At 65.5% G+C, this 24,369-nt stretch carries 25 protein-coding genes and 1 other RNA gene; 18 read left to right on the forward strand and 8 right to left on the reverse strand.

Annotated features, from left to right (window positions below; genetic code table 11):
• Positions 1 to 43: 43 nt before the first annotated feature.
• From ACQR1E_RS17610 to ACQR1E_RS17635, 6 genes are all read left to right on the forward strand, one after another.
• Positions 44 to 1,183, forward strand: coding sequence for an ABC transporter substrate-binding protein (locus tag ACQR1E_RS17610; protein WP_315713381.1), 1,140 nt, complete (start codon positions 44 to 46; stop codon positions 1,181 to 1,183).
• A gap of 71 nt (positions 1,184 to 1,254) precedes the next feature.
• On the forward strand, positions 1,255 to 2,130 hold the full coding sequence (locus ACQR1E_RS17615; RefSeq protein ID WP_315755128.1) for a branched-chain amino acid ABC transporter permease: 876 nt from the start codon (positions 1,255 to 1,257) through the stop codon (positions 2,128 to 2,130).
• Positions 2,127 to 3,125 carry a branched-chain amino acid ABC transporter permease gene (locus ACQR1E_RS17620; protein ID WP_316169794.1) on the forward strand — a complete coding sequence of 333 codons (999 nt, stop codon included), beginning with the start codon at positions 2,127 to 2,129 and terminating at the stop codon, positions 3,123 to 3,125. The genes ACQR1E_RS17615 and ACQR1E_RS17620 overlap by 4 nt, the downstream gene beginning before the upstream one ends.
• The gene (locus ACQR1E_RS17625; RefSeq protein WP_316169793.1) at positions 3,122 to 3,865 is read left to right on the forward strand and encodes an ABC transporter ATP-binding protein; all 744 of its coding nucleotides are present in this window, start codon (positions 3,122 to 3,124) and stop codon (positions 3,863 to 3,865) included. The genes ACQR1E_RS17620 and ACQR1E_RS17625 overlap by 4 nt, the downstream gene beginning before the upstream one ends.
• A gap of 10 nt (positions 3,866 to 3,875) precedes the next feature.
• Positions 3,876 to 4,613, forward strand: coding sequence for an ABC transporter ATP-binding protein (locus ACQR1E_RS17630; RefSeq protein WP_315713377.1), 738 nt, complete (start codon positions 3,876 to 3,878; stop codon positions 4,611 to 4,613).
• The gene (locus tag ACQR1E_RS17635; protein ID WP_315713376.1) at positions 4,610 to 6,481 is read left to right on the forward strand and encodes a bifunctional sugar phosphate isomerase/epimerase/4-hydroxyphenylpyruvate dioxygenase family protein; all 1,872 of its coding nucleotides are present in this window, start codon (positions 4,610 to 4,612) and stop codon (positions 6,479 to 6,481) included. Before ACQR1E_RS17630 ends, ACQR1E_RS17635 begins: the two co-directional genes overlap by 4 nt.
• A gap of 1 nt (position 6,482) precedes the next feature.
• Here ACQR1E_RS17635 and ACQR1E_RS17640 read toward each other — a convergent pair whose 3' ends face one another.
• Positions 6,483 to 7,406 (reverse strand): LysR family transcriptional regulator, encoded by a 924-nt coding sequence (locus ACQR1E_RS17640; RefSeq protein WP_316169792.1) that lies wholly within the window; start codon positions 7,404 to 7,406, stop codon positions 6,483 to 6,485.
• A gap of 90 nt (positions 7,407 to 7,496) precedes the next feature.
• Between ACQR1E_RS17640 and ACQR1E_RS17645 the strand changes: the two genes are divergently transcribed.
• Complete coding sequence (locus ACQR1E_RS17645; RefSeq protein ID WP_316187339.1) at positions 7,497 to 8,285, forward strand: NAD(P)H-dependent oxidoreductase; 789 nt, start codon at positions 7,497 to 7,499, stop codon at positions 8,283 to 8,285.
• Positions 8,286 to 8,301: 16 nt separating this feature from the next.
• Here ACQR1E_RS17645 and feoB read toward each other — a convergent pair whose 3' ends face one another.
• The 7 genes from feoB to ssrA all read right to left on the reverse strand — a co-directional run bounded on the left by feoB (position 8,302) and on the right by ssrA (position 13,962).
• Positions 8,302 to 10,179, reverse strand: coding sequence for a ferrous iron transporter B (gene feoB / locus ACQR1E_RS17650; protein WP_315713373.1), 1,878 nt, complete (start codon positions 10,177 to 10,179; stop codon positions 8,302 to 8,304).
• Between the two features lie 20 nt (positions 10,180 to 10,199).
• Positions 10,200 to 10,475, reverse strand: coding sequence for a FeoA family protein (locus tag ACQR1E_RS17655; protein ID WP_315713372.1), 276 nt, complete (start codon positions 10,473 to 10,475; stop codon positions 10,200 to 10,202).
• Positions 10,476 to 10,582: 107 nt separating this feature from the next.
• Positions 10,583 to 10,870 carry a ribbon-helix-helix domain-containing protein gene (locus ACQR1E_RS17660; RefSeq protein WP_315713371.1) on the reverse strand — a complete coding sequence of 96 codons (288 nt, stop codon included), beginning with the start codon at positions 10,868 to 10,870 and terminating at the stop codon, positions 10,583 to 10,585.
• The gene (locus tag ACQR1E_RS17665) at positions 10,870 to 11,055 is read right to left on the reverse strand and encodes a DUF4169 family protein (protein WP_315713370.1); all 186 of its coding nucleotides are present in this window, start codon (positions 11,053 to 11,055) and stop codon (positions 10,870 to 10,872) included. The genes ACQR1E_RS17660 and ACQR1E_RS17665 overlap by 1 nt, the downstream gene beginning before the upstream one ends.
• A 238-nt stretch (positions 11,056 to 11,293) precedes the next feature.
• Positions 11,294 to 12,718 carry a class II fumarate hydratase gene (gene fumC / locus ACQR1E_RS17670; protein WP_315769111.1) on the reverse strand — a complete coding sequence of 475 codons (1,425 nt, stop codon included), beginning with the start codon at positions 12,716 to 12,718 and terminating at the stop codon, positions 11,294 to 11,296.
• Between the two features lie 96 nt (positions 12,719 to 12,814).
• Complete coding sequence (locus ACQR1E_RS17675) at positions 12,815 to 13,345, reverse strand: SspB family protein (protein ID WP_316183973.1); 531 nt, start codon at positions 13,343 to 13,345, stop codon at positions 12,815 to 12,817.
• 262 nt (positions 13,346 to 13,607) lie between these two features.
• Positions 13,608 to 13,962, reverse strand: a transfer-messenger RNA (tmRNA) gene (gene ssrA, locus ACQR1E_RS17680).
• A gap of 94 nt (positions 13,963 to 14,056) precedes the next feature.
• Here ssrA and ACQR1E_RS17685 point away from each other — a divergent pair.
• The 11 genes from ACQR1E_RS17685 to ACQR1E_RS17735 all read left to right on the forward strand — a co-directional run bounded on the left by ACQR1E_RS17685 (position 14,057) and on the right by ACQR1E_RS17735 (position 24,020).
• On the forward strand, positions 14,057 to 14,653 hold the full coding sequence (locus ACQR1E_RS17685) for a chromate transporter (protein WP_315713652.1): 597 nt from the start codon (positions 14,057 to 14,059) through the stop codon (positions 14,651 to 14,653).
• Complete coding sequence (locus ACQR1E_RS17690) at positions 14,650 to 15,183, forward strand: chromate transporter (RefSeq protein ID WP_315713367.1); 534 nt, start codon at positions 14,650 to 14,652, stop codon at positions 15,181 to 15,183. The genes ACQR1E_RS17685 and ACQR1E_RS17690 overlap by 4 nt, the downstream gene beginning before the upstream one ends.
• Positions 15,184 to 15,280: 97 nt before the next feature.
• Positions 15,281 to 16,060: a tripartite tricarboxylate transporter TctB family protein gene (locus ACQR1E_RS17695; protein ID WP_315713366.1), complete on the forward strand. Its 780-nt coding sequence runs from the start codon at positions 15,281 to 15,283 to the stop codon at positions 16,058 to 16,060.
• Positions 16,061 to 16,067: 7 nt separating this feature from the next.
• Positions 16,068 to 17,582 (forward strand): tripartite tricarboxylate transporter permease, encoded by a 1,515-nt coding sequence (locus ACQR1E_RS17700; RefSeq protein ID WP_315752476.1) that lies wholly within the window; start codon positions 16,068 to 16,070, stop codon positions 17,580 to 17,582.
• 270 nt (positions 17,583 to 17,852) lie between these two features.
• Positions 17,853 to 18,647 (forward strand): thymidylate synthase, encoded by a 795-nt coding sequence (locus tag ACQR1E_RS17705; protein ID WP_315713364.1) that lies wholly within the window; start codon positions 17,853 to 17,855, stop codon positions 18,645 to 18,647.
• Between the two features lie 3 nt (positions 18,648 to 18,650).
• A complete protein-coding gene (locus ACQR1E_RS17710; RefSeq protein WP_315752477.1) occupies positions 18,651 to 19,136 on the forward strand; it encodes a GNAT family N-acetyltransferase in 486 nt (161 codons plus the stop codon).
• Positions 19,133 to 19,645, forward strand: coding sequence for a dihydrofolate reductase (locus ACQR1E_RS17715; protein ID WP_315752478.1), 513 nt, complete (start codon positions 19,133 to 19,135; stop codon positions 19,643 to 19,645). The genes ACQR1E_RS17710 and ACQR1E_RS17715 overlap by 4 nt, the downstream gene beginning before the upstream one ends.
• Before the next feature lie 250 nt (positions 19,646 to 19,895).
• Positions 19,896 to 21,023, forward strand: a complete 1,128-nt coding sequence (gene hflK, locus ACQR1E_RS17720) for an FtsH protease activity modulator HflK (RefSeq protein WP_315713361.1) — start codon at positions 19,896 to 19,898, stop codon at positions 21,021 to 21,023.
• Positions 21,020 to 21,958, forward strand: coding sequence for a protease modulator HflC (gene hflC / locus ACQR1E_RS17725; RefSeq protein WP_315713360.1), 939 nt, complete (start codon positions 21,020 to 21,022; stop codon positions 21,956 to 21,958). Before hflK ends, hflC begins: the two co-directional genes overlap by 4 nt.
• Before the next feature lie 120 nt (positions 21,959 to 22,078).
• Positions 22,079 to 22,285 carry a DUF2065 domain-containing protein gene (locus ACQR1E_RS17730; RefSeq protein WP_315713359.1) on the forward strand — a complete coding sequence of 69 codons (207 nt, stop codon included), beginning with the start codon at positions 22,079 to 22,081 and terminating at the stop codon, positions 22,283 to 22,285.
• A 232-nt stretch (positions 22,286 to 22,517) separates the two neighbouring features.
• Positions 22,518 to 24,020: a Do family serine endopeptidase gene (locus tag ACQR1E_RS17735; RefSeq protein WP_315752480.1), complete on the forward strand. Its 1,503-nt coding sequence runs from the start codon at positions 22,518 to 22,520 to the stop codon at positions 24,018 to 24,020.
• The last annotated feature ends 349 nt before the right edge of the window (positions 24,021 to 24,369 follow it).

The raw sequence follows: 24,369 nt of genomic DNA on the forward strand, positions 1-24,369 counted from the left end.
GCAAGAAACGCAAACAAGCGTTTAGAGCAGAGGAGGAAACAACGTGAGATCGATCATCCTGGCCGGACTGTGCTCGGCCGTGCTGCTGTCCGGAGCCGCCTACGCGCAGTCCGGTGCCCCCATCAAGATCGCCAACGTCGCCGAGCTGTCCGGCGGTGGCGCGACCGTCGGCACCAACTGGAAGAACGGCATCGACCTCGCGGTCGAGGAGATCAACGCCAAGGGCGGCATTCTCGGCCGCAAGATCGAGGTGAGCCACGCCGACTCGCAGTCGAACCCCGGCGTCGCCCGTGCCCAGGTGCAGAAGGCGCTCGACGCCGAGCCCTATGTGCTGCTCGGGCCCGGCTATTCCGGATCGGTGAAGGTGACGGCGCCGCTGGCGGCCGAAGCCGGCATCACGCAGATCATGGGCGGCGAGGCGGCCGAGCTGACGCAGGCCGGCAACAAGTTCCTGTTCCGCACCTCGTTCGGCCAGCAATCGTCGATGCCGAAGGTCGCCAAGTACATCAACGACGAGATCAAGGCGAAGTCGGTGGCGGTGGTCTGGGTCAACAACGACTTCGGCCGCGGCGGACGCGACGTCATCACCAAGGAGTTCAACCGCCTTGGCATCAAGGTCGCGGCCGACCTGTCGACCGAAGCCGGCCAGGCCGACTTCGCCGCCGACGTCAGCAAGATCAAGGCGGCCGCGCCGGATGCCGTCTTCATCTATGTCAACGAGGAAGAGAGCGCGCGCATCCTCAAGGAGATCAAGCGCCAGGGCGTGACGGCGCCGCTGATCGGCGAGACCACGCTGGTCGGCCAGAAGGTCATCGAGCTCGCCGGTGATGCGGCCAACGGGGCTCGCGGCCATGTCGGCCTCACCACCGATGCGCCGGTCGAGGCCATCAAGGCGTTCCGCGACCGCTTCGTGAAGAAGTACAACTACGTGCCCGACCATAACGGCCTGAAGGGCTATCTCGCCATCTACATGGTCAAGGCCACGACCGAGAAGATGGGCAAGGTCGACTCCAAGGCGTTTGCCGATACGCTGCACGGCCTGACCATCAAGACATCGGCCGAGCCGAACATCCTGATGGACGTCACCTTCGACCAGAATGGCGACATCGATCGCCAGGGCTTCCTGGTCGAGGTGGTCGAAGGCAAGCAGGTCGTCAAGCAGGTGCTGCCGAAGCTCAACTGAGAACAACGGTCGACCGGCGGCGCCGGAGGGGATGCCAGTGCCGCCGTCACCCAAAGGCTTAGGGGGAAACGATGTCCAATCTGCTCGATCTGATCGTGGCGGGTCTCGCCACCGGCGCCATCTACGCGCTCGTTGCCGTCGGCTTCACCTTGCTGTGGCAGACCTCGCAGACCATCAACTTCGCCCAGGGCGAGTTCGTGATGCTGCCGGCCTTCCTGATGCTCGCGGTGATGCATCTCGGCGCGCCGTTCTGGCTCGCGGTTCTCGTCGGCATCCTGTTGTCGGCACTTCTGCTCGGTCTCGCCTTCAAGATGCTGCTGGTCGATCCGATGCTGCGGCATGGCGTGCTGCCGCTGGCGATCGCCACCATGGCGCTGGCGGTCGGGATCAAGGAGGCGGTGAAGCAGTTCTTCAGCGCCGAGGCCTCGCCTTTCCCTTCGATCGTGCCGGTAGGTGACGTCACCGTCCTGGGCCGGGCGATTTCGCTGCAGAGCCTCGGCGTGCTCGCCGTCGCGATCCTCGCGGTCGTCGGATTGACCACGCTGTTGAACCGCACCTCGCTCGGCCATCAGATGCAGGCGGCCGCGCAGAATCCCACGGTGGCGCGCATCATCGGCGTGCCCGTCGAGCGTATGATCCTCCTGACCTTCCTGATCAATGCCGTGCTGGTCGCGCTGGCCTCGCTGCTGATCACGCCGATCTATCTGGCGAAGTTTTCCAGCGGTGAGGTGCTCGGGCAGGCGGCGTTCATCGCCGCGATCGTTGGCGGCTTCAACCAGGTGCGCGGCGCCATTGCCGGCGGTCTCCTGATCGGCGTCGTCGACAACCTAGCTGCCGCCTACGTCTCCACTCAGTATCGCGCCGCCGTTCCGATGGTGCTGCTGATCCTTGTCATCCTGTTCCGGCCGCAGGGCCTGCTCGGACGCGCCGAGGAGCGTACGGTATGAGCAAGCACAGCAGACTGCTTCTCGTCGCGCTGGCCGTCGTGGTCATTGCGGGTCTGATCATCATCCCGATGAACTTCAACCGCTACGGCCTGTACATCCTGAGCCAGTGGGCCGTGATGACCATCGCCGCGATGGGATTGAACCTTACGCTTGGCTACGCCGGGCAGGTGTCGCTGGCGCAGGGCGCCTTCGTCGGCATTGGCGCCTATGGGGCGGCGATCCTGACCACGCATGGCTGGCCGCTGATTGCCGCGCTCGGCCTCGTCATCGTGATCTGCTTCATCGTCGGCTGGCTCCTCGGCTATCCGGCGCTGCGCGTTCAGCATCACTATCTCGCCTTCGTCACGCTCGCGTTTTCGACGCTGGCGTTCCTGGTGTTCCGCAACGAGAGCTGGCTCACCAACGGCATCTACGGCATCAGCAACATTCCACGTCCCGACATCTTCGGCTTCCCGACCCGCAAGCCGCTGCCGTTCTACTATCTCTGTCTCGGCTCCCTCGGCCTCGTGACGCTCGCGATGTGGTGGCTGATCCGCTCGCCCTGGGGCCGCGCCTTCATGGCGCTGCGCGAAAATCCGATCCGGGCGCAATCGCTCGGCATCGACACGCGCCGCTATACGCTGATGGCGTTCGCGATCGGCTCGGTGCTCGGCGGCATCTCCGGCGTGCTCTATGCGCCGCTGACGCAATATGTCGATCCCGTACCGTTTAACCTGCAGCTCTCGCTCGACCTCCTGATGATGGTCATCGTCGGCGGGGCCGGCTTCATGCTGGGACCGTTCCTCGGCGCCATGATCGCGGTGCTGCTGCCGGAGTGGCTGCGCTTCGCGGAAGGCTATTATCTGATGCTCTATGCGGCCGCCGTGATCGTGCTGCTGATCTATTCGCCGAGCGGCATTCTCGGCATCCTCGACCGCTATCTCAGCTCACGGCGAACCCAGGCGGCGTCCGCGTTGCGGGCCGCGGCTCAGTCCAAGCTGGAGGCCGTGCGATGACCGCAGTTCTCGACGTACGCGACGTCAAGAAGAGCTTCGGCGGAATCACCGCCGTCAACGGCGTCAGCTTCGACGTGCACGAGGGCGAAATCCTCGGTCTCATCGGCCCCAACGGCTGCGGCAAGTCGACCTTGTTCAACTGCATCCTCGGCCAGCTGGTGCCGAGCGCGGGCGAGGTCAGGGTCGACGGCAAGCTCGTCACCGGCCAGCGCCCGTCCGAGCTGAACCGCCTCGGCGTCAGCCGCACATTTCAGCTGCTGCAGGTGTTCCCGAAACTGTCGGTGCGCGACAATCTGATCCTCGCGGGCCAGGAGCATCGCGGCGGCATGCTGTCGCGCCTGTTCGGCCCGTCGGATGCGGGGCTCACGGAGGCGGCCGATCAGATGATCGGCTTCTTCAAGCTTGAGCATCTCGCCAACGAGCCGGCCGGTGGCTTGTCCTATGGTCAGCAGAAGCTGCTCGATGCCGCCATGGCCTTCATGGGCGGCCCGCGGCTGGTGCTGCTCGACGAGCCTGCAGGCGGCGTCAACCCGACCATGCTGGGCGACCTCAAGGAGCGGCTGATCGCGATCAACCGCGAACGCCGCGCCACCTTCGTGGTGATCGAGCACAACATGGAGTTCGTGATGTCGCTGTGCTCGCGCGTCATGGTGATGGCGGAGGGCAAGGTGCTGGCGATCGGCAAGCCCGACGAGATCAGGGCCAACCCGGCCGTGATCGAAGCCTATCTCGGACATTGAGGAGACGGCGATGAGCGATCCCATTCTCGACGTCCAGAACCTCGTCGGCGGCTACGGCAAGATGACGATCCTCAACGGCACGACCTTCTCGGTGCCGGCGGGCTCGATCACCACCGTCATCGGTCCGAACGGCGCCGGCAAGTCGACCGTGTTCAAGGCGATCTTCGGCCTGCTCAAGCTGCGCGAAGGCAAGGTGGTCTTCAAGGGCCGCGACGTCACCGGCTTGAGCCAGCGCGCGCTGCTCGGCGCCGGCATCTGCTACATCCCGCAGGGCCGCAACATTTTCGGCGAGCTGTCGGTCCGTCACAATATCGAGCTCGGCGGCGTGGCCGCACCGCGCGAGTTCGATCTGGCCGCCCGTGTCGAGGCGGCGCTCGACGTCTTTCCCGTGCTGCGCAGGAAGGCGGACCGGCAGGCCTCGACCCTGTCAGGCGGCGAGCAGAAGCAGCTCGAAATCGCGCGCGGGCTTCTGCTCGAGCCGCAGCTCGTGCTGATCGACGAGCCCTCCATCGGCCTGTCGCCCTTGATGGTGCAGCAGACCTTCGACATGCTAAAACAATTGCGCGACCGCGGCGTCTCGGTGCTCCTGATCGAGCAGAATGCGCGCTCGGCGCTGGAGATCTCCGACTACGGCATCGTGCTCGAGCTCGGCCGCACCCGCATCATCGACAAGGCCGACCGCGTGCTGGCCGATCCGCGCATCGGCCAGCTGTTCCTGGGCGGCGCGATGGAGGAGACGGCGGCATGAACCAGCGCTCGATCGCAACGGTCTCCATCTCAGGCGCGCTCGACGAGAAGCTCAAGGCGATCGCCGCCGCCGGCTTCGATACGGTCGAGATCTTCGAGAACGATCTCGTCGCGTTCGGGATGCGGCCGCGCGAGATCGGGCAGATGTGCCGCGACCTCGGACTTGCGATCTGCGCCTATCAGCCGTTCCGCGATTTCGAGGGCATGCCGGAGCCGCAGCGCGCGCGCAACTTCATCCGCGCCGAGCGCAAGTTCGACCTGATGCAGGAACTCGGCACCGATCTGCTACTGATCTGCAGCAGCGTGTCGCCGGCCTCGCTCGGCGGCATCGACCGGGCCGCCGCCGATTTCCACGAGCTCGGCGAGCGCGCCGCGAAGCGCGGCTTGCGCGTCGGCTACGAGGCGCTGGCCTGGGGCCGCCACGTCCATGACTATCGCGATGCCTGGGAAATCGTCCGCCGCGCCGATCACAAGGCGATCGGCGTCATCCTCGACAGCTTTCATGCGCTGGCGCCGGCGCTGCCGACCAACGCGATCCGCGCGATTCCGGCCGACAAGATTTTCCTGGTGCAGCTTGCCGATGCGCCGAAGCTCGAACTGGATGTGCTGTCCTGGAGCCGGCATTTTCGCAGTTTTCCGGGGCAGGGCGATCTGCCGGTAGGCGCGTTCATGGAGGCGGTCGCCGCGACCGGCTATTTCGGGCCGCTGTCGCTGGAGATCTTCAACGATCAGTTCCGCGCCGGCTCGGCGCCGCGCACCGCGCTCGATGGCATGCGCTCGCTGCTGCTGTTGCAGGACGACCTCGCTGGAAAGACGCCGGCGTCATCGGCCGCGCGCTTCGAGCCTCGGGTCAAGAGCCACGGCATCGGCTTCGTCGAATTCGCGGTCAGCGAGGACAAAGCGGAGTCTCTGGCGAGACTGTTCGGACAGCTTGGCTTCCGCAAGACGGGGCGTCATCGCAGCAAGGCGGTGCAGCGCTGGTCCCAGGGCGCAATCGAGTTGGTGATCAACTGCGAGCCGGCCAGTTTTGCGCATTCACACTACGTCACGCATGGGGCTGGTGTCTGCGCGTTGGCGCTGGACGTCGACAGTGCCGCTCGTGCCATGGCGCGGGCGCAGTCCTTGAAGACGCGCACCTTCACCCAGCCGGTCGGGCCGGGCGAGCTGGAGATCCCGGCGATCCATGGTGTCGGCGGCAGCCTGCTGTACTTCCTGGATACCCACGGGCGGCACTGGGACGTCGATTTCGAAGCCGTCGCCAGCGACAAGAGCACCGACCGTCTCGTCGCGGTCGATCACATCGCCCAGTCGATGCCGCATGAGGAGATGCTGTCCTGGCTGCTGTTCTATGCCGGGCTGATCGACTTCTCCCGCCTGCCGCAGATGGAGATCGCCGATCCCAGAGGCCTCGTGCAGAGCCAGGCGATCGTCAACGGCGATCGCAGCCTGCGCTTCATCCTCAACGGCTCCACGGCGACGCGCACCTTGTCGTCGCGCTTCATCTCCGAGTTCTTCGGCTCCGGCGTCCAGCACATCGCGTTCTCCTGCGACGACATCTTCGCGGCCGTGGCCGAGATGCGCGCCCGTGGTGCCGGCTTCCTCGACATTCCCGACAACTATTACGACGATCTCGAAGCCAAGTATGATCTTGCGCCCGAGACGATCGCAGCGCTCCGTGCCAACGAGATCCTGTACGACCGCGACGGCGACGCCGAGTTCTTCCAAGTCTACACCCATATCTTCGAGGAGCGCTTCTTCTTCGAGATCGTGCAGCGGCGCAACTATCAGGGCTTCGGTGCGGCCAATGCCGCGATCCGGCTGGCCGCGCAGGCCCGCGAGGTACGGCCGGACGCGATGCCGCGGCTTTAGCTCAGGGCTCGGGCCGGATGCCGGGCAGGCCGACGATCTCCTCGGCGAGATAGTCGATCAGCAGCCGCACGCGCGCGATGCCGGCGCGCTCCGGGACGATCAGCATGTTGAGGGGAGTCGATGGCAGACGGTGGTCGGGCAGGATGACCGTCAGCCTGCCAGCCGCGATGAGGTCGTCGACCAGCCACGCATGGCTCCCGCCGATTCCGCGCCCGGACAGCACGGCCTCTCGAACCGCGAGTCCGTGATTGGTGCGGAAGCAGCCTCTGAACGGCACCTCATGGCGTTCTCCGTCGGGTCCCATGACGACGAGCGACTCGCTGCCCGCGACGTTGGTCATGCGGATGCCGTCATGCCCGATCAGCTCCTGCGGCGTGCGCGGCGTGCCGCGTTTCGCCAGATAGTCCGGCGAGGCGACAAGAAGCCGGTGCGAGTAGCCGAGCGACCGCAGCTTCAGAGAACTGTCGGTGAGCGGAGCGAGACGCAGTGCGATGTCGACACCCTCCCGCACGAGGTCGATGCGCTCGTCGGTCAAATTGAGATCGATCGCGATGTCCGGGTAGCGATCCTGGAACGCGAAGACGAGCCGCGTGATGTGCAGGATCCCGAAGGCCGCCGTACAGGAGATCCGGATCGTGCCGGCGGCGGCGCCACGCGCACCGCGTGCCTCGTCGCCGGCCTGGTCGATCAGGCGGAGGATCTGGACGCAGTTCGCGTAATAGCGGCTGCCTTCGTCGGTCAAGGTGACGCGCCGGGTGGTGCGGCTGAGCAGCGGCACGCCGATCGCATCCTCCAATTCCTGAAGGTGACGCGAGATGGTGGATTGGCCCAGCCCGAGCTCGCGCGCCACGGCCGACAGGCTGCCGCGCTCGGCAACCCGGACGAAGCTGCGCATGTTGATGAGGCTGATGCCTGACTTATCCATAAATCAGCATAATGTTATCGATATATGCCATATAGTGGATAGGTGGGCGCGCGTCTATGTTCCGGCTGTTCCAGCAAAGGGATCAAGGCCATGAATGTGCTGCTCGTCTCCGCCCACCCCGAACCCCGCTCGCTCAACGGCGCCCTACGCGACGTCGCGGTCGCCGAGCTCGAATCTCAAGGCCATCAGGTCAGGGTCTCGGATCTCTATGCGATCGGCTGGAAGGCGGCTGCGGATCGCGCCGACTTTCCGCAACTGCCGCCGGATGCGCGCCTCAACGTTGCCACCGCGTCGGGCGAGGCCTTCAAGACGCACACGCTCACTGACGACGTCAGGGCCGAGCAAGAGAAGCTCTTGTGGGCCGACGCGGTCATCCTGCAGTTCCCGCTGTGGTGGTTCACGATGCCCGCGATTCTCAAGGGCTGGGTCGACCGGGTGTATTCCTACGGCTTCACCTATGGCGTCGGCGAGCACAGCGACAAGCGCTGGGGCAACCGCTACGGCGAGGGTGTGTTTGCCGGCAAGCGCGCGATGCTGGTCGTGACCACCGGCGGCTGGGAGGAGCACTATTCGGCGCGCGGCATCAACGGGCCGATCGACGATCTGCTGTTTCCGATCAACCATGGCATCCTGTTCTATCCCGGCTTCGACGTGCTGCCGGCCTTCGTGGCGCACAAGGCAAGCCGGATCGACGAGGCCGGATTTGTTGAGATCGCTGACCGACTGCGCGCGCGGATGCGGACGCTGTTCACGGATCAGCCGATTCCGTACCGGCGGCAGAACCACGGCGACTATCTGATCCCGTCGATGCAGCTTCGTCCTGAGCTCGGCGCGCCGGACGCGCGCGGCTTCGCGCTGCATGTCGACGCCGCGCGCTGACGCGAAGGGCGCGGGCTCAGCCCGCGCCCATCGCGACCGCGATGTGGTAGGTCGCGAACGCCGCCGCATAGGCCAGCGCGAACATGTAGAAGAAGGTGACAGCCATCCAGCGCCAGCTGCCGGTTTCTCGGCGGATGACGGCGAGCGTCGAGGCGCATTGCGGGGCGAAAATGTACCAGGCGAGCAGCGCCAGCGCCGTGGCGAGGCTCCATTTGCTGGCCAGCACCTGTCCGATCTGCTCGGCGGCCTCCTTGCCGCCTTCGATCGCATAGACGGTGCCGAGCGCGGCGACTGCGACTTCGCGGGCGGCCATGCCGGGCACCAGCGCCACCGCGATCTGCCAGTTGAAGCCGACCGGCGAGAGCAGGGGGGCGATCGCCTGGCCGATCATCGCCGCGAGGCTGTAATTGATCGCGGGCTCGGTCGCGCCCTCCGGCGGCTGCGGGAACGACGCCAGGAACCAGATCAGCACCATCATCGCGAAGATCGTGGTGCCGGCGCGCTGCAAGAACATCTTGGCGCGGGTGTAGACGCCGATCGCAATGCTGCGCAACCGCGGCATCTTGTAGTCCGGCAGCTCCAGCATGAACGGCGCCGGCTGGTAGTCGCGCATCAGGAAGAACTTCACCAAGAACGACACCAGCAGCGCGCTGATGATCCCGGCGGCGTAGAGCCCGAACATCACCAGGCCCTGCAGGTTGACCAGGCCCCAGATCTTGGTCGGCGGGATGAAGGCCGAAATGATCAGCGTATAGACCGGGATCCGCGCCGAGCAGGTCATCAGCGGCGCGATCAGGATCGTGGTGAGCCGGTCGCGCCGGTTGTCGATCACGCGCGTCGCCATGATGCCGGGAATGGCGCAGGCAAAGCTCGAGAGCAGCGGGATGAAGGCGCGGCCGTGCAGCCCGGCGCCGCCCATGATGCGGTCCATCAGGAACGCCGCGCGCGCCATATAGCCGAAATCTTCCAGGAGCAGGATGAACAGGAAGATGATGATGATCTGCGGCAGGAAGACGATGACGCTGCCGACGCCGGAGATCACCCCGTTCTGCAGGAAGCTCTGCAGCAGGCCTTCGGGAAGCTCGTCGTGAACGAGCTGGCCAAGCGCATCAAAAGCCGCCGATAGCACCTGCATCAGTGGCTGGGCCCAGGCGAACACCCCCTGAAACATCACGAACAGGATCGCCAGCAGGATCAGCAGGCCGCCGACCGGATGCAGCGCGATGGCATCGATCCGGGCGGTCCAGGTATCGGGCCGCTCGGGCAGGCTGACCGTCTCCGCGATGATACGGTCGGCCTCGCGCTGGGTGGCGCGCAGCTCCGGGACCGTGAGGGGACGCCAGGTGTTGGCGCGCTCTCCGGTGGCCGCGGCCGCCTGGGCCAGGAGCTCGTCGGTCAGCCGCAGCAGGTCGTCGGTGCCGCCCTTGCGCACGGCGATCGACGTCACGACCGGCACGCCCAGCGCCTGCGACAGCGCGGAGACGTCGACCGTTACGCCGCGCCGCTTGGCGATGTCGAACATGTTGAGCACGAGCGCCAGCGGCCGGCCGGTGCTCTTGAGCTCGAGCAGCAGCCGGATCGTCAACCTGAGGTTGGTGGAGTCGGCAACGCACAACACCAGGTCGGGCAGGACCTCGCCGGTGGCACGTCCCAGCACGAAATCCCTGGTGATTTCCTCGTCAGGGCTGCGACCGCGCAAGGAATAGGTGCCGGGCAGGTCGACCAGCGAGACCTGGCGGCCCTGCGGGGTGACGAAGGCGCCCTCTTTGCGCTCGACCGTGACCCCGGGATAGTTCGCGACCTTCTGGCGGCTTCCCGTCAGCGCGTTGAACAGCGAGGTCTTGCCGCTGTTGGGCGTACCCACCAGGGCCAGATGCAGCAGAGGGCTTTCCATGACGACGCTTTCCGCGCGGCCTATGCCACGATGACGGCCATGGCCTCGCGCCGGCGGACCGCGACGGTGATGTTGTCGACACGCACGGCGATCGGATCGCGCCCGACGATCCCCTCATGCAGGATTTCGACCCGGGCGCCCTCGACGAAGCCCAGTTCGATCAGCCGGCTCTCCAATTCGACGTCCGGCAGGGACGAGCTCGCGCCGCCCGCAGCCAGATGCTGGATTGTTCCGGTATAGCCTCGCCGGGCGAGACCGAGCGGCTGAGGCGGCCTTGTATCGCAAATTTCGCTCATAGCCTGTATTTTCAATCGCGTGCCAAGAGGTCAAGCGCGGCATGTTAAATGCCGCGGCATCTTAGAGCGATTTTAAACAGGCCGGGCGGATCGCCGTCTGATCTGCCTCAAGGAGCCGCGGCGGCTGCCGTGTGCCGGGTGTCCACCGCCGCCTTCGGCTCGAGGCCTGAAGACGCTGCGGCGCGGCTCTTGAAGTGGTCGAGCACGAACAGCCGGATCGCCGAGGACAGGTTGCCCTGCTGGCGATTGTTGTCGATCTCTCCGACCAGCTCGGACAGGGTCATGTTACGGAGACCCGAAATCTCCTTCATGCCGTTCCAGAAGGCCTCTTCGAGGCTGACGCTGGTCTTGTGGCCTGCGACCACGATTGAACGTTTTACGACGGGCGACTTCATCACGCGTCCTCGCCATTGATACGATGTTGATCGAGTAATTCGTTCGCGCGCTTGTCGCGTTGGGCGTCAGTTGCGCGTTCGGACTTCGTCCTGCCGAAGCGAGCGCGGTTGCTTTCGGCGACCTTCGCTTCCTGATCGCGCTCCACGCGCTTTCTGAAACGCTTCAAGTTGATGACATCACCCATGCTTGCTCCAATCATCTAAGCCATCGAACGTCGCGACGAGAGCATGCGCATTGCGCGGATGAGCCCAGGCGTTCTCCAGACAATCATGTCATCGCTCCCTGATAGTTCGATGGCCATTCGCGTCGTTGCGAGCGGGATTTGTTTACTCAACAAACGCAGCAGAACTTGTAGTCGAGAGTATCCTTTAGGGGTTAACAGCGAGAATTGCATCACCCCCCGTAGTACTACGGGGCTACCGCTACGCTCGCCCCGGCCTTGTCATCCTCTCGGGTTGAACGAGGCGGTCGAATTCGTCCTCGGAGACGAGACCGAGCCGCAAGGCCTCTTGTTTCAGCGTGGTGCCGCGCTGATGCGCTGATTTCGCGACCTTGGCAGCGTTGTCGTAGCCGATCTTCGGCGCAAGCGCTGTCACCAGCATCAGCGAGCGCTCCATCAGCTCGCGAATGCGAGCAGCGTCGGCCTGAATACCGGTTACGCAATGTTCGCTGAATGAACGTGCTGAATCACCTAGTAATTGTATGGACTGCATCATGCAATGTGAAAGCAATGGTTTGTAGACGTTCAGTTCGAAATGACCCTGACTGCCGCCCATGGTGATCGCCGTGTGATTGCCGAACACCTGGCAACACACCATCGTGAGCGCTTCGCACTGCGTCGGGTTCACCTTGCCCGGCATGATCGAGGAGCCCGGCTCGTTCTCCGGCAGGATCAATTCTCCCAATCCGGAGCGCGGGCCTGAGCCGAGGAAGCGGATGTCGTTAGCGATCTTGAACAGGCCGGCGGCCGCCGCATTCAGCGCACCATGGGTGTACACATAGGCGTCGTTGGACGCGAGCGCCTCGAATTTGTTGGCCGCGCTGGTGAAGGGCAGGCCGGTGATGTCGGCAACATGCTTGGCGAACAGCTTTGCGAACTTCGGATCCGCGTTCAGGCCGGTGCCCACGGCGGTGCCGCCCTGCGCCAGCGGCAGGAGATCCCGCGCCGCAATCTCGATTCTTGCGATCGCGCTCTCGACCTGCGCGGCGTAGCCGGAGAACTCCTGCCCCAGCGTGAGCGGCGTGGCGTCCTGGGTGTGGGTGCGGCCGATCTTGACGATGTCCGCGAACGCCTCCTGCTTGGCGCGCAATGCCGCCAGCAGCTCCGACAGCGCCGGCACCAGATGGCCCGAGATCGCGCGCGCTGCGGCGATGTGCATCGCGGTCGGGAACGAGTCGTTGGACGACTGGCTCATGTTGACGTGGTCGTTCGGATGAACGGGCTTCTTGGTGCCGCGCTCGCCCCCCAGCAGCTCGCTGGCGCGATTGGCGATCACCTCGTTGAGGTTCATGTTGCTCTGGGTGCCCGAGCCGGTCTGCCAGACGACCAGCGGAAAGTGGTCGTCGAGCTTGCCGTCGATGACCTCCTGCGCCGCTTGGACGATGGCGTCCGCCATGCGCGGCTCGAGCAGGCCGAGCTCGCGGTTGGTCTGGGCCGCGGCCATCTTCACCAGCGCAAGCGCGTGCACGATGCCGATCGGCATGCGGTCGTGGCCGATGCGGAAATTCTGACGGCTGCGCTCGGTCTGCGCGCCCCAATAGCGATCGGCGGCGACCTCGATCGGGCCGAAGCTGTCGGTCTCCGTGCGCGTCGCTCCGTGCGATGATGGATTTGCTGAATGTGCCATGAAGCATGCCCATGATTGGTGGTGAACCGGCGTCGACCGGTTCAAGCATGCTTCAATCTAGTGGTCCAACCGGCGTTCCGCGCGCGGCGAATGCGCCTACTTCTTGCGGAAACGGTCCAGGCGCACGACCTCGGCGCCTTCTCCCGGCGAGGCCGGCGGGAGCGGCTTGTCGTCGCTGGTCTCGGCCGGTGTCGCAGGCAGCGGACCGGCGATGGCCGATGGCGCCGGTGCGGCCGGCAGCTTCGGAGCTGGCGGCGTCTCGGCAATCGCCTCCGACGGCTCGAACTGCAGTCCGAATTGCACGGACGGATCGAAGAAGCTCTTGATCGCGTGGAACGGCACCACGAGGCGCTCAGGGATGCCGCCGAACGACAGGCCGACCTCGAACCGATCCTCCGAAACCACCAGATCCCAGAACTGGTGTTGCAGGATGATCGTCATCTCCTCCGGATATTGCGCGAGCAGCCGCGGCGACAGCTTCACGCCCTCGGCCTTGGACACGAAGGTGATGAAGAAATGATGCTCGCCCGGGAGACCATGGGCAGCAGCGTCGGTCAGCACCCGGCGCAGCACCCCGCGCAACGCGTCGCGCGCCAGCACATCGTATCGAATATGATCCGTCGCCATGATCGGTCCTGTATCGTGAGGGCTGCGCCCGACGTGTCGAGCGGCCGCGCCCGGCAGGCAGCAGCATTCCCGACTCGCGTCAGTCACATCGTACCCGGCATCGGTGCCGAGGTCAGCAGCCATGCCGGTCGATCGCCAGATATGGGAACGGGTAGAAGCTGGCGGAAGTCCGGTCAACGGAGGAATGAACGGATGACGCGCCAAAAAAACTGGGGACAGCACGGCCCGCGACGGGGAGACCGGCCAAAGCGGGGCAAGTGAAAGTGGAGGCTTCTGTTGCCAGGTGCCTCCGAACCCCGCCTAACGGAGCTTAACCCGTTAGGACTTTAAGGTGGTCTTTCAAACTGCGTTACGCAGCCTGAGCAACCGGAGCAAAGTTGTCGTTGGCAACTATTGCAGTAGCCCGATAACGGCGGAACAATACCGGGAAAAAGCTCGCCCTTTACGCCCTCGTCGATCCTATTTCGCCCCCGCCAAAACCCATCTGTCGGTGGGCTTTGGTGGAGGCGCCGGGTACCGCCCCCGGGTCCGAATGGTTTATTTCGACGGCGATTTATTTCCATAGCCGGCAAGCCGGCACCCCCTATATAGGCCGCCGGCCGGCGGATGCACAGGGCCGAAACGCCGCGGCGCGCGACAAAAATGTGGGCGGCTGCTGGGAACCTCTGGTTCGACCTTGGCAGCCTGGTTTTCGTCCTCCTACAGTGCGGCATGCCTCCCGAAGCTGCGCAGGTTGCCTCTCCCGCTGCCGACATCGCCAGACACCCGCCCAGCCTCCGCACGCTCTTCTTCGCATTCGCGAAAATGTCGCTGTCGGGCTTCGGCGGCGTGCTGGTGTTCGCGCGGCGTGCGATCGTCGATGAGCATCACTGGATGACGGCGGAGGAGTTCAACGCGACCTTCGCGCTCTGTCATTTCCTGCCCGGACCGAACATCGTGAATTTCTCCGTGGTGTTCGGCGCGCGATTGCGCGGTGTCGCGGGTGGAATCGCTGCCTTTGCAGGCCTGCTCGGACCACCGATGCTGCTGATCACCTCTCTCGGTGCCATCTACGGTCATTTTGGACAAGCCGACACGTGGCGACGGGCGCTTGCAGGCGTGTCCTGCGTGGCCGTGGGTCTGCTGGCGTCGGTGGTGTTTCGCATGATCTCGCCGCTCCTGAAGAAGAGCGACGTGGCGGGCGTTGCCGTCGTGGCTGGCGTGTTCGTGGCGATCGGGCTGGCGCGCCTGCCGCTTCAGGAGGTTCTGCTGGTGGCCGTGCCGCTCAGCCTAGCCGTCACCTATGCCAAGACGCGGTCGGCACGATGAGCGGGGACGACAATCCGTTGTTCCAGCTGTTCTGGACCTTTGCGTTGATCTCGCTGTTTGCGGTTGGCGGCGCAGTGGCGGCGATTCCCGAACTGCAACGTGTTGCAGTCGAGGCCCGGCACTGGATGACGGACAAACAGTTCGCCGATCTGTTCGCACTCTCGCAATTGTCGCCCGGGCCCAACGTTCTGATCGTCACCCTGATCGGCTATTCGGTCGCAGGCGTGGCAGGTGCGGCGGTCGCGACGATCGCGATGTGCGGTCCCACCGCCGTGCTCTCCTATTTTGTCAGCCGCTGGCTCTCGAATGCGCGGGATGCGCGCTGGCCCGCCATGCTGCAGGCGACGCTGGTGCCGTTGTCGATCGGCTTGATGGCGGCGAGCGCATGGATTCTCGGTCAGGCTTCCGACCAGACGTGGCGGGCGTTCGCGCTGACGGTCCTTGCCGCAGTCGTTGCATCTATGACGCGACTCAATCCGCTCTGGCTGCTCGCCGCGGGCGGCTGTCTTGGTTTTGCTGGCCTTCTCTAGGGAAAGTCGCTAGGCAAAATAGAAGCGCGACCGGTTTGCTCCGGGCCGCCGAACGAAAACAGTGCCGGCCATCAAGGCCGATCGGGGAGGGCGAGGCATGGCCGAGACCACGGGCCAATTGTCGGGCGAAACGGCGGGCATGTCGGCCGCCCGCAGCGTGACCGGCGCATCGATCATTCTGGTCCTTGCCTTCGCGCCACAGATCATCGAACTGCTGATCGCCTTGGCCGGTCTTGTAGGTCCACTCTCCGGACGCGGTCCGCTGCAGGTCATTGGAGCCCATGCGTCGGCCTTGTCAATGGCGATCCCGAGCCTGGCGCAGCAATATGCCGCAAGCGGCAAGACCTCGCTGTCTTCCGATGTTCTGCTGGCGCTCATCTACACCTATCCGCTGATCGCGGTCGCGGTGTTCACATTCATGGTACGTCCACGCGCGCCGCAGGACTATTTCGGCGGCGTCGTGCTGATGGCGATCGCGCTGTTCGCGTTGTGGGCCTCCAGCGACCTGCAGGGCATGCGCGGCTTCTCGTTCGGTGCCGGAACTGCGCCGCGGATGTTCGGTCTGCTGCTGCTAGGGCTCGGAGCTGCCGTGGCCGTGATCGGCGTCGTGAGTGAAGGCGCGCAGCTTGCGACCTATCACTGGCGCGGACCGCTGTTCGTCTCGCTCGCGATCCTGACCTTCGCCGTCTCCATTCGCCCGCTCGGACTATTGGTCACGGGGCTTGCAAGCTTCCTGATCGCGGCGATCGGCAGCCCCGAGACGCGCTGGCGCGAGGCCCTGATCGTCGGCATCTGCCTGACCGGCGGCTGCGCGCTGCTGTTCCCCTACGTGCTGGGGTTGCCGATGCCGCTGTTGCCGCGTTTCCTTTTGCAGTGAGGGCGTGATGGATCTGTTTGCAAATCTCGCCCACGGTTTCGCCGTCGCGTTGTCGCCAATCAATCTGCTGATGTGCCTGATCGGCGCGCTGGTCGGCACGCTGGTCGGCGTTCTCCCGGGCATCGGGACCATCGCCACCGTCGCGATGTTGCTGCCGATCACCTTCGGCCTGCCGCCGGTCGGCGCGCTGATCATGCTGGCCGGCATCTACTACGGCGCCCAGTATGGCGGCTCGACGACGTCCATCCTGGTCAACATTCCCGGCGAGGCGACGTCGGTGGTGACCGCGCTCGACGGCTTCCAGATGGCGAAGCAGGGCCGTGCCGGTCCGGCGCTGGCGATTGCCGCGATCGGCTCATTCTTCGCCGGCTGCGTTGCCACCGTGCTGATTGCGATCCTCGGCGCGCCGTTGACCAAGCTCGCGCTGGCGTTCGGCCCGGCCGAGTATTTCTCGCTGATGGTGCTGGGCCTGATCTTCGCAGTCGTGCTGGCGAAGGGCTCGGTGCTGAAGGCGATCGCAATGATCGTGCTCGGCCTGCTGCTGTCGATGGTCGGCTCGGACATCGAGACCGGCGTCTCGCGCATGGCCTTCAATATTCCCGAGCTCGCCGACGGCCTGGGCTTTGCCACCGTCGCGATGGGCGTGTTCGGCTTTGCCGAGATCATTCGCAATCTCGATGCCGGCGCGGAGATGGACCGCGACCTCGTGCAGAAGAAGATCACCGGCCTGATGCCAACCAGGAAGGATCTGAAGGACTCCGCGCCGGCGATCCTGCGCGGCACGGTGCTCGGTTCGATCCTGGGCATCCTGCCGGGCGGAGGTGCGGTGATCGCCTCGTTCGCGGCCTATACGCTGGAGAAGAAGATCGCGCGAGATCCGTCGCGGTTCGGTCGCGGTGCGATCGAGGGCGTCGCGGCGCCGGAGAGCGCCAATAATGCGGCGGCGCAGACCTCCTTCATTCCGCTGCTGACGCTCGGCATTCCGCCGAATGCGGTCATGGCGCTGATGGTCGGCGCGATGACCATCCACGGCATCGTGCCGGGCCCGCAGGTGATGCAGAAGCAGCCCGATCTGGTCTGGGGCATGATCGCCTCGATGTGGATCGGTAATCTCATGCTGATCATCATCAACCTGCCGCTGGTCGGCATCTGGGTGCGGCTCTTGCGCGTGCCATACCGGCTGATGTTCCCGTCGATCGTGATCTTCTGCGCGATCGGCATCTATTCGGTCAACAACGCGCCGGTCGACGTCGTCCTGGCGGGCGCGTTCGGCCTCGTCGGCTACTGGCTGATCAAGCATGATTTCGAGCCGGCGCCGCTGTTGCTCGGCATGGTGCTGGGCCCGTTGATGGAGGAGAACCTGCGCCGGGCGCTGCTGATCTCGCGCGGCGACTGGTCGGTGTTCCTGACGCGGCCGCTGTCGGCCGTGCTGCTCGCGATCGCGGCGGGGCTGTTGGTGCTGGCGGTGCTGCCGACGTTGCGCCGCAAGCGCGACGAGGTCTTCGTGGAGAGCGAAGGCTGACCCGCGTCGGCAGACCGGACGCCGGAGGCGCTCGGGACGCTGGTGAAGGGCGAGATCGTCAAATGGTCCGCGGTCCTCAAGCCGGCGAGCAGGGTACGGAACGGCCATGGATCGGGAGGGGGGCGGAACGTGCGGTTCCGCCCTTGTCGTTTGCAGCGGTGGCCGACATTTTTCGGGGTATAATTGGCGTCCGGGCCGAGTCGAGGCTAGGGCCGGGCGATCCCTGTCGTTAAATTCGCCGCCTTCTGCGAAAGGCCGCCAGCGCGCACCATGCACCAGTATCACGACCTGCTCGAACGCATCCTGTCCGACGGCGCCGAGAAGCACGACCGCACCGGCACCGGCACGCTGTCGGTGTTCGGCCACCAGATGCGCTTCAACCTTGCGGCCGGCTTTCCGCTGGTGACCACCAAGCGGCTGCCGCTCAAGGCGATCGTGCACGAGCTGCTGTGGTTCCTGAAGGGCGACACCAACATCAAATATCTGCACGACAACGGCGTCACCATCTGGGACGAGTGGGCCGACGCCAATGGCGATCTCGGCCCCGTCTACGGCTATCAGTGGCGCTCGTGGCCGACGCCGGACGGCGGTCATATCGACCAGATCACGAACGTGATCGACATGATCAGGCGCAATCCGGATTCGCGCCGGCTGATCGTGACAGCCTGGAACCCGGCCGACGTCGAGAAGATGGCGCTGCCGCCGTGCCACTGCCTGTTCCAGTTTTATGTCGTGAACGGCAGATTGTCGTGCCAGCTCTACCAGCGCTCGGCCGACGTCTTCCTCGGCGTGCCCTTCAACATCGCATCCTATGCGCTGCTGACGATGATGGCGGCGCAGGTGACGGGATTGAAGCCCGGCGAATTCGTGCACTCCTTCGGCGACGTGCATCTCTATTCCAACCATATCGAGCAGGCGCGGCTGCAGCTCACGCGCGCTCCCCGTCCGCTGCCGACCATGACGCTCAATCCGGACGTCAAGGACATCTTCGGCTTCCGCTACGAGGACTTCGCGCTCGCCGGCTACGATCCGCATCCGCATATCAAGGCCGAGGTCGCGGTCTGACGCATGCCGGTTTCGATCCGTAGCGCCCGGCCTGACGACATCGGAAGCGTATTCGCGCTGATCCGGGACCTCGCCGACTACGAGAAGCTATCGCACGAGGTCGACGCGAGCGAGGCCGACATCGCCGGCGCGCTGTTCTGTGAGCACCCGACGCTGTTCTGCGATCTCGCCGAATGGAACGGCGCGGTGGCGGGCTTCGCGGTCTGGTTCGTCAACTTCTCCACGTTTGCCGGCAAGCCAGGGATCTATATCGAAGACCTGTTCGTGCGGCCGGCGTTTCGCCGCAATGGCATCGGCCAGGCCTTGCTCGGTCACCTCGCGCGGACCTGCGTCGAAAAGGGCTGGGCGCGGCTGCAATGGTCGGTGCTCGACTGGAATGCTCCTTCCATCACTTTCTACAAATCGCTCGGCGCCGAGCTCATGGACGAGTGGACGCTATGCAAGGTGACCGGCGAAGCTCTGGCTCAACTGGCGGAGAGGGCGCCGTGATCGAGATCGTGCTGATCGTCGCGGTCGCCGACAACGGCATCATCGGCGCCGCCGGTGCGATCCCGTGGCGGCAGAAGAGCGACATGCAGCGCTTCAAGGCGATGACCATGGGCCGCCCGATCGTGATGGGCCGCAAGACCTTCGTCTCGTTTCCGCGCCGGCCGCTGCCGGGCCGCACCAACATCGTCGTCACCCGCGATGCCGAGTTTCGCGCGCCGGGCGCGATCGTGACCCATACCGTCGATGAAGCGCTCGGCATCGCGCGTGGTGATGCGCTGCGGCGTTCAGCCGCGGAGATCGCGGTCATCGGAGGCACAGAGCTCTTTGCTGCGACGATGCCGGTCGCCGACCGGCTGGAGATCACCGAGGTGCATGCGAGCCCGCCTGGCGATACCGTGTTTCCGGCGATCGACCCGGCCCAATGGGAAGAGGTGGCGCGGGAGCGCCATGCCTCGGGGCCCGACGATCAGGCCGAATTCTCCTACGTCACCTATCGCCGGCGGCGGTGAGCGTTTCGCCGGTCGGATCGACGCGACGGCCCCCTCAAGACCATCCGTTAATGATGAAGTCGCGCAGTTTGGCCGCGTGGCGGAGCTGAGGCCGCGGCAAACCGGCGCTTCCAGCCCTGTTTACATTGACAAAACCCGGTTCGGGCTTAGCTGGAGCGCTACGTTGTAAGGGGCGGGGCCGTCCCTTATAACCCGGCGACCGTCGGGGCCGGCGTTGGTGTACACTCAGCCTCTCGGAGGAGATCGATCGATGGCGTGGAAGAATCAGGGCGGAGGCCCGTGGGGTCAGGGTCCGAAGGGGCCCTGGGGCTCGGGACCGCAACCGGTCGGTCCAAGGCCGCCCGACCTGGAAGATCTTCTGCGGCGCGGCCAGGACCGGCTGCAGCAGTTCGTGCCGGGCGGCGGTTTCGGCACCGCGGGCGTGCTCCTGATCGTGCTCGGCGCCATCATCATCTGGCTCGCCTCCGGCATCTACCGCGTGCAGTCCGAGGAGCTCGGCGTCGTGCTGCGCTTCGGCAAATATGTCCGTGATGAGCAGCCGGGCCTGCGCTATCACCTGCCTTACCCGATCGAGACCGTGCTGCTGCCCAAGGCGCTGCGCGTCAACTCGATCTCGATCGGCATCACCGCCAATGACGATCCCGGCCGGCGCGGCCGCGGCGGTCGCGATGTCCCCGAGGAAAGCCTGATGCTGACCGGCGACGAGAACATCGTCGACGTCGACGTCACCGTGCTCTGGCGCATCAAGCCGAAGGGCGCGGCCGACTTCCTGTTCAACATCCAGAACCCCGAGGGCACCGTGAAGGCGGTGGCCGAGAGCGCGATGCGCGAGGTGATCGGCCGCTCCAACATCCAGCCGATCCTCACCGGTGCCCGCACCGTGATCGAGCAGAACGTGCAGGAACTGATGCAGAAGACGCTCGACAATTACGGCTCCGGAATCCAGATCACCCAGGTGCAGATGCAGAAGGTCGATCCGCCGGCCCAGGTGATCGAGGCATTCCGCGACGTCCAGGCGGCGCGTGCCGACCTCGAGCGTCTCCAGAACGAAGCCCAGACCTACGCCAACAAGGTGGTGCCGGATGCGCGCGGTCGTGCCGCGCAGATCCTGCAGGTCGCCGAGGGCTACAAGGAGCAGGCGATCGCCGAGGCCAAGGGCCAGAGCGCGCGCTTCCTCAAGGTCTATGACGAGTACAAGAAGGCGCCCGACGTGACCCGCGAACGGATCTATCTCGAGACCATGGAGCGCGTGCTCGGTGGCTCGGAGAAGCTCGTGCTCGACAGCGGCGCCACCGGCGGACCCGTGCCGCTGCTGCCGCTCGGCGATCTCTTGCCGCGCCGTCCGGCGCCGGCCGCTCAGCAGGGAGGCGTCCGATGAGGTCCCCCGTTGCAGGCATCGTCGCGCTCGTCGCCGTGCTCGTGCTCGTCGTCATCGGCTACAGCTCGCTGTTCACCGTGAACCAGACCGAGCAGGCGCTGGTGGTGCGGTTCGGCAAGCCGGTCGACGTCGTCACGGAGCCCGGTCTGAACTTCAAGGCACCGTTCATCGACAACGTGATCTCGATCGACAAGCGCATCCTCGACCTCGAGAACCCCTCGCAGGAGGTGATCGCGTTCGACCAGAAGCGACTCGTGGTCGACGCCTTCGCGCGCTACAAGATCAAGAACGCGCTGCAGTTCTACCAGAGCGTCGGTTCGATCCAGACCGCCAACGTCCAGCTCGGCACGCTGCTGAACGCCGCGCTGCGCCGCGTGCTCGGCGAGGTCACCTTCACGCAAGTCGTGCGCGACGAGCGCGAGGCGCTGATGCGCAAGATCCGCGATCAGCTCGACAAGGAGGCCGACGCCTATGGCATCCAGGTGGTGGACGTCCGAATCCGTCGCGCCGACCTGCCGGAGGCCAACAGCCAGGCGGTTTACAACCGGATGAAGACCGAGCGGCAGCGCGAGGCCGAGGAGTTCCGGGCGCTCGGCGGCCAGAAGGCCCAGGAGATCAGGTCCAAGGCCGATCGCGAGGCCACCGTGATCGTCGCCGAGGCCAACTCGCAGGCGGAGCAGACCCGCGGCGCCGGCGATGCCGAACGCAACCGGCTGTTCGCCGAGGCCTACAGCAAGGACCGCGACTTCTTCGCCTTCTACCGCTCGATGGCGGCGTATGAGAACGGCCTGAAATCCGGCGACACTCGCTTCCTGCTGCGGCCCGATTCGGAGTTCTTCCGCTACTTCGCCAACCCCTCGGGGAAGCCGGCGGGGGAGACGCCTTCCACCGCCAACTCGACGGCGGCCGTCGCGGTGCCGGCGCCCAAGCCCTGATGGCGCCTGCCTCGATGCCGGAGCCGTTGATCGGGGCGAATAAGAGTTGACATGGAGGGGGCGAAGCCGTTGCTTCGCCCCGTTACATATCAAGAAGATCGAACGGGAGGTCCGGGTCCGATGAGGTCCATTGCGTTTTCCGATTTCCTCATCGGATTAGGTATCCTGTTCGTGCTCGAAGGCCTGTTGTTCGCGGCCAGTCCGGAGTGGATGCGGCGGGCCATGAAGACCGCGATGACCACGCCCGACAACGTGCTGCGCGCAGTCGGCATCGGCTCGGCGGTGGCCGGCCTGGTCCTGATCTGGGTGATCCGGCGGCCGATCTGAGCGGTGGATTGTCGTGCGTTTGCGTGCCCCGTCGCACAGGAACGAGGCGCGACCGCTGCAATGACGGTCTGCTGCCCGGCCAACGCCATTGTGAGGCGATGGCTGCGCCATTTTGCCGTATTAGGTCGCCCTCAATGATGAATCTGCGGTCCGATCCGGCGTGCTTGCGTCCCCCGCCGGTTCCGGCGCACTGTAACAGTTGAATTTGCCGACTTTTCTGGAGATCCGCCCGATGACCGCAACCCTTGCTTTCAGCCGTCGACTGCGCCCGATCCTGACCGCGGCGGTCCTTGCCGCGGGCTGGGCGCTCGCGCCGGCCCCGGCCTCGGCGCGGGGGCCGGAGGGGATCGCCGATGTCGCCGAAAAGGTGATCGACGCCGTCGTCAACATCTCGACCTCGCAAACTGTCGAGCCCAAGGGCGGCTCGTCCGAGGGGCGGAACGCCAATCCGCAGGTGCCGCCCGGCTCGCCGTTCGAGGAGTTCTTCGACGATTTCTTCAAGAACCGCCGCGGCGGTCCGGGCGGCCGGGGCGGTGCCGACAACTCGCCGCGCCGCACCAACTCGCTGGGCTCGGGCTTCATCGTCGACGACTCGGGCGTTGTCGTCACCAACAACCACGTCATTGCCGATGCCGATGAGATCAACGTGATCCTCAACGACGGCACCAAGATCAAGGCCGAGCTGGTCGGCGTCGACAAGAAGACCGACCTTGCGGTGCTCAAGTTCAAGCCGCCGCGGCCGCTGACGGTGGTCAAGTTCGGCGACTCCGACAAGCTGCGGCTGGGCGACTGGGTGGTCGCGATCGGCAACCCGTTCAGTCTCGGCGGCACCGTCACCGCCGGCATCGTCTCGGCCAAGAACCGCGACATCTCGTCGGGGCCCTATGACAGCTACATCCAGACCGACGCCGCCATCAACCGCGGTAATTCCGGCGGCCCGCTGTTCAACCTCGAGGGCGAGGTCATCGGCGTCAACACGCTGATCATCTCGCCGTCGGGCGGCTCGATCGGCATCGGCTTCGCGGTGCCCTCGAAGACCGTGGCCGGCGTCGTCGACCAGTTGCGCCAGTTCGGCGAGCTGCGCCGCGGCTGGCTCGGCGTGCGCATCCAGGGCGTCACCGACGAGATCGCGGAGAGCCTCAACATCAAGCCGGCGCGCGGCGCGCTGGTCGCCGGCGTCGACGACAAGGGACCGGCCAAGCCGGCCGGCATCGAGCCGGGCGACGTCGTCGTCAAGTTCGACGGCCATGACATCAAGGAGCCGAAGGACCTGTCGCGCATCGTCGCCGACACCGCTGTCGGCAAGGAGGTCGACGTCATCGTCATCCGCAAGGGCCAGGAGCAGACGCTCAAGGTCAAGCTCGGCCGGCTCGAGGACACCGAGAAGGTGCAGCAGGCGGCGATCAAGAAGGACGAGCCGGCCGAGAAGCCGGTGACCCAGAAGGCGCTCGGGCTCGATCTCGCCGCGTTGTCGAAGGACCTGCGCGCCCGCTACAAGATCAAGGACAGCGTCAAGGGCGTCGTCGTCACCGGTGTTGACCAGGCCTCCGACGCCGCCGAGAAGCGGCTGTCGGCCGGCGACGTCATCGTCGAGGTCGCCCAGGAGGCGGTGACCTCGGGCGCCGATATCAAGAAGCGCGTCGACCAGCTCAAGAAGGACGGCAAGAAGTCGGTGCTGCTGCTCGTCTCCAACGCCGACGGCGAGCTGCGCTTCGTGGCGTTGAGCCTGCAGTAGGGCACGATGCAGTAGGGTGGGCAAAGGCGCGCCGCGATGTGCGCCTGCTAAGGCGCTCTGTCCCGCGCCGTGCCCACCATCCGGCTCCGAGCTCGCGGCACGGCGGTGGGCACGCTGCGCCTGCGGGCGCTGCTTTGCCCACCCTGCGGCAGCTCCACACTCCGCTGTCGTCCCGGCCTCGAGCCGGGACCATAGCCCCCAGGAAGCAGTTTGGGGCGGGCTAATCATTGGCTGTTTGCTCATCACGACGGCCGCGGCGTACGGATCCCGGATCGGCGCCCCGACGCGCTGGCGCGCGCCGTGGCTTGTCCGGGACGACGACGGTTCGCAAGGCGAATTCACGGCTCAA

The organism is Bradyrhizobium sp. HKCCYLRH1030, assembly GCF_051168395.1.
In the GTDB taxonomy this organism is placed as follows: Bacteria; Pseudomonadota; Alphaproteobacteria; order Rhizobiales; family Xanthobacteraceae; genus Bradyrhizobium.